The sequence below is a fragment of the Pseudomonas sp. SDO5522_S412 genome (genome assembly GCF_054071215.1).
In genome coordinates this window covers 1-3,203 of record NZ_JBSVWQ010000376.1, presented here as the reverse complement: position 1 = coordinate 3,203, position 3,203 = coordinate 1, and the positions used below count along the sequence as shown (strand labels likewise).

5 protein-coding genes are annotated in these 3,203 nt (G+C 62.4%); 1 reads left to right on the top strand and 4 read right to left on the bottom strand.

Annotated features, from left to right (window positions below; all coding sequences use genetic code 11):
* Positions 1-95: 95 nt before the first annotated feature.
* The 4 genes from trmB to ACW9I6_RS31660 form a co-directional block, all read right to left on the bottom strand.
* Positions 96-821: a tRNA (guanosine(46)-N7)-methyltransferase TrmB gene (gene trmB, locus ACW9I6_RS31675; protein ID WP_003213778.1), complete on the bottom strand. Its 726-nt coding sequence runs from the start codon at positions 819-821 to the stop codon at positions 96-98.
* Between the two features lie 9 nt (positions 822-830).
* Positions 831-1,625: a thiazole synthase gene (locus tag ACW9I6_RS31670; RefSeq protein WP_093204048.1), complete on the bottom strand. Its 795-nt coding sequence runs from the start codon at positions 1,623-1,625 to the stop codon at positions 831-833.
* Positions 1,626-1,690: 65 nt separating this feature from the next.
* Positions 1,691-1,891, bottom strand: a complete 201-nt coding sequence (thiS, locus tag ACW9I6_RS31665; protein ID WP_457340216.1) for a sulfur carrier protein ThiS — start codon at positions 1,889-1,891, stop codon at positions 1,691-1,693.
* 71 nt (positions 1,892-1,962) lie between these two features.
* Positions 1,963-2,340 (bottom strand): DUF423 domain-containing protein, encoded by a 378-nt coding sequence (locus ACW9I6_RS31660; protein ID WP_003213781.1) that lies wholly within the window; start codon positions 2,338-2,340, stop codon positions 1,963-1,965.
* Between the two features lie 74 nt (positions 2,341-2,414).
* Between ACW9I6_RS31660 and mtgA the strand changes: the two genes are divergently transcribed.
* The gene (mtgA, locus tag ACW9I6_RS31655) at positions 2,415-3,137 is read left to right on the top strand and encodes a monofunctional biosynthetic peptidoglycan transglycosylase (RefSeq protein WP_102370102.1); all 723 of its coding nucleotides are present in this window, start codon (positions 2,415-2,417) and stop codon (positions 3,135-3,137) included.
* The last annotated feature ends 66 nt before the right edge of the window (positions 3,138-3,203 follow it).

The window sequence follows — 3,203 nt, the reverse complement described above, 5'->3', positions numbered from 1 at the left end:
GCGGTGTGTCAGTCAGCGTAAATGTCGACTGATCTACCGCATTCGCGAGCAAGCCCGCTCCCACATTTTTTACTGCATTTCAAGCCTGGGACTTATCAGTCCACTTTCTCGAACTTCAAATCCCAAACCCCATGCCCGAGTCGCTCGCCGCGACGTTCGAACTTGGTGATCGGCCGCTCGGCCGGGCGCGGGACGCATTTGCCGTCTTCCGCCAGGTTGCGGTAGCCAGGGGCGACGTTCATTACTTCCAGCATGTACTCGGCATACGGTTCCCAGTCGGTGGCCATGTGCAGGATGCCGCCCACTTTCAGCTTGCTGCGCACCAGTTCCGCGAAGGAAGCCTGGACGATGCGGCGCTTGTGGTGGCGGCTCTTGTGCCAGGGGTCCGGGAAGAACAGCATCAGCCGGTCGAGGCTGTTGTCGGCGATGCAGCGGTTGAGCACTTCGATCGCGTCGCAGTCGTAGACCCGCAGGTTGGTCAGGCCCTGAGTCAGCACGCCGTTCAGCAGCGCGCCAACACCCGGACGGTGTACTTCAACCCCGATAAAATCCTGCTCCGGCGAAGCCGCGGCCATTTCCAGCAGGGAATGGCCCATGCCGAAGCCAATCTCCAGGGAGCGTGGTGCCGAGCGGCCAAACACCTGGTCGTAATCCACCGGCGCGTCTGCCAGCGGCAGGACGAACAGCGGCGTGCCCTGCTCCAGGCCCTTTTGCTGGCCCTCGGTCATGCGACCGGCGCGCATCACAAAACTCTTGATGCGGCGGTGCTTGGACTCGTCGCCTTCTTCCAGGGTGTTCGGCGTTTCGTTTGATTCAGTCATCAATGGCTCTTACTTGATCAGACCATCCAGCGGCGAGGAGGCGCTGGCGTAAAGTTTTTTCGGCATGCGCCCGGCGAGGTACGCCAGGCGGCCGGCGACGATTGCGTGTTGCATGGCTTCGGCCATCATGATCGGCTGCTGGGCATGGGCGATGGCCGAGTTCATCAGCACCGCATCGCAACCCAGTTCCATGGCGATGGTGGCGTCGGAGGCAGTGCCCACGCCCGCATCCACCAGCACCGGGATCTTGGCTTCTTCAAGGATGATCTGCAGGTTGTACGGATTGCAGATACCCAGGCCGGAACCGATCAGACCGGCCAGCGGCATCACCGCGATGCAGCCGATTTCGGCCAGTTGGCGGGCGATGATCGGGTCGTCGCTGGTGTAGACCATCACGTCGAAGCCTTCCTTGACCAGGGTCTCGGCGGCCTTGAGGGTTTCGATCACGTTGGGGAACAGGGTTTTCTGGTCGGCCAGCACTTCCAGCTTCACCAGGTTGTGGCCGTCGAGCAGCTCACGGGCCAGGCGGCAGGTGCGCACGGCTTCGATGGCGTCGTAGCAACCGGCGGTGTTCGGCAGGAAGGTGTAGCGATCCGGCGACAGCACTTCGAGCAGGTTCGGCTCGCCCTCGATCTGGCCGAGGTTGGTGCGGCGCACGGCGAAAGTAACGATCTCGGCGCCCGAGGCTTCGATGGCCAGGCGGGTTTCTTCCATGTCGCGGTACTTGCCGGTGCCGACCAGCAGACGCGACTGGAAGGTACGACCGGCCAGGACGAAAGGCTTGTCGCTACGAACGATGCTCATGGGAAATCCTCGAGTTGGGGTGAGGTTCTGCAGAATGCGGGTTGGCGCCCTGGAGCGCCGGACGGCTAGCCGCCGCCGATGGCGTGGACCACTTCGACCTGGTCACCCTCGGTGAGCGCGGTCTCGACGTGCTGGCTACGCGGGACGATATCCTGGTTGAGCTCCACTGCGACGCGGCGTCCGGTCAAGTCCAGACGGGTCAGCAGCGCCGCAACGGTTTCACCGTTGGGCAGTTCAAAGGGTTCGCCGTTCAACTGAATGCGCATGCCACGGGCCGCCATCGTTTTTAGGGGCCAGCATTCTAGCGTGATTGGCGTTGCTGGCCCAAGCCCCTTGGTCAGGCAGCCTGTAGACGCCACGCCGCCAAACCGAGGAAGAACCAGCCCAGCAGGAACGCCAGGCCACCAAACGGGGTGATGATGCCGAGCTTGCTGATGCCGGTCATGGTCAGCACATACAGGCTGCCGGAGAACAGCAGGATGCCCACGGCAAAGGACACCCCCGCCCACGTCACCAGCCTGCCCGGAATGTGCGCCGCCAGCAGTGCCACGCCGAACAGCGCCAGGGTGTGCACCAACTGGTAGGTCACGCCGGTGTGGAAAATCGCCAGGTACTCGGCGCTCAGGCGGTTTTTCAGGCCGTGGGCGGCAAACGCACCCAGGGCGACGCCGGTGAAACCGAAAAAGGCAGCCAGCATCAGAAAGCCACGCAACATGAGGAACTCCAGTCAGACTCAGGGGGCAGGGTCTGTATAATGGCCCGCTCAACGGGTTCGGCCAAGCCATCTCTATGCTGCGTCTCCTCTTCAAGCGTTTTCTCAAAGCCCTCAAGTGGTTTGCCATCGGCAGCGTGCTGCTGGTGCTGCTGTTCCGTTTCGTGCCACCGCCGGGCACTGCGCTGATGGTTGAGCGCAAGGTCGAGTCCTGGGTCGACGGCGAGCCGATTGACGTACAGCGCACGTGGGTGCCGTGGGATCAGATCTCCGACGAACTGAAAGTGGCGGTGATGGCCGGCGAAGACCAGCGCTTCCCGCAACATTGGGGTTTTGATTTCGACGCGATCCAGGCGGCGTTGCTGCATAACGAGCGCGGCGGTTCGATTCGTGGCGCCAGCACCTTGAGCCAGCAGGTGTCGAAGAATCTGTTTTTGTGGACCGGCCGCAGCTATTTCCGCAAGGGCCTGGAAGCCTGGTTTACCGGGCTGATCGAGATTCTCTGGCCCAAGCAGCGAATTCTTGAGGTGTACCTCAACAGCGTGGAATGGGATGAAGGCGTGTTCGGCGCCGAAGCGGCGGCGCGGCATCACTTTGGGGTGAGTGCCAAGGCGCTGACCCGCCAGCAGGCCAGCTACCTGGCTGCGGTGTTGCCTAACCCGCGGGTGTGGAGTGCCAGCCATCCAACGTCGTATGTCGCGCGACGGGCGGCGTGGATTCGGCAGCAGATGAGTCAGTTGGGTGGCGACAGCTATTTGAATGAGCTGAACAACTCGCGCAAGGCGCCCTGGGCTGACTGACACCCCACAAAACAAAAGTGGGAGCGGGCTTGCTCGCGAAAGCGGTGTGCCAGTCAATACCTTAGG

Coding starts and splice junctions, on each gene's coding strand:
- trmB (WP_003213778.1), bottom strand. CDS start 821: ATGACTGAATCAAACGAAACGCCGAACACCCTGGAAGAAGGCGACGAG.
- ACW9I6_RS31670 (WP_093204048.1), bottom strand. CDS start 1,625: ATGAGCATCGTTCGTAGCGACAAGCCTTTCGTCCTGGCCGGTCGTACC.
- thiS (WP_457340216.1), bottom strand. CDS start 1,891: ATGCGCATTCAGTTGAACGGCGAACCCTTTGAACTGCCCAACGGTGAA.
- ACW9I6_RS31660 (WP_003213781.1), bottom strand. CDS start 2,340: ATGTTGCGTGGCTTTCTGATGCTGGCTGCCTTTTTCGGTTTCACCGGC.
- mtgA (WP_102370102.1), top strand. CDS start 2,415: ATGCTGCGTCTCCTCTTCAAGCGTTTTCTCAAAGCCCTCAAGTGGTTT.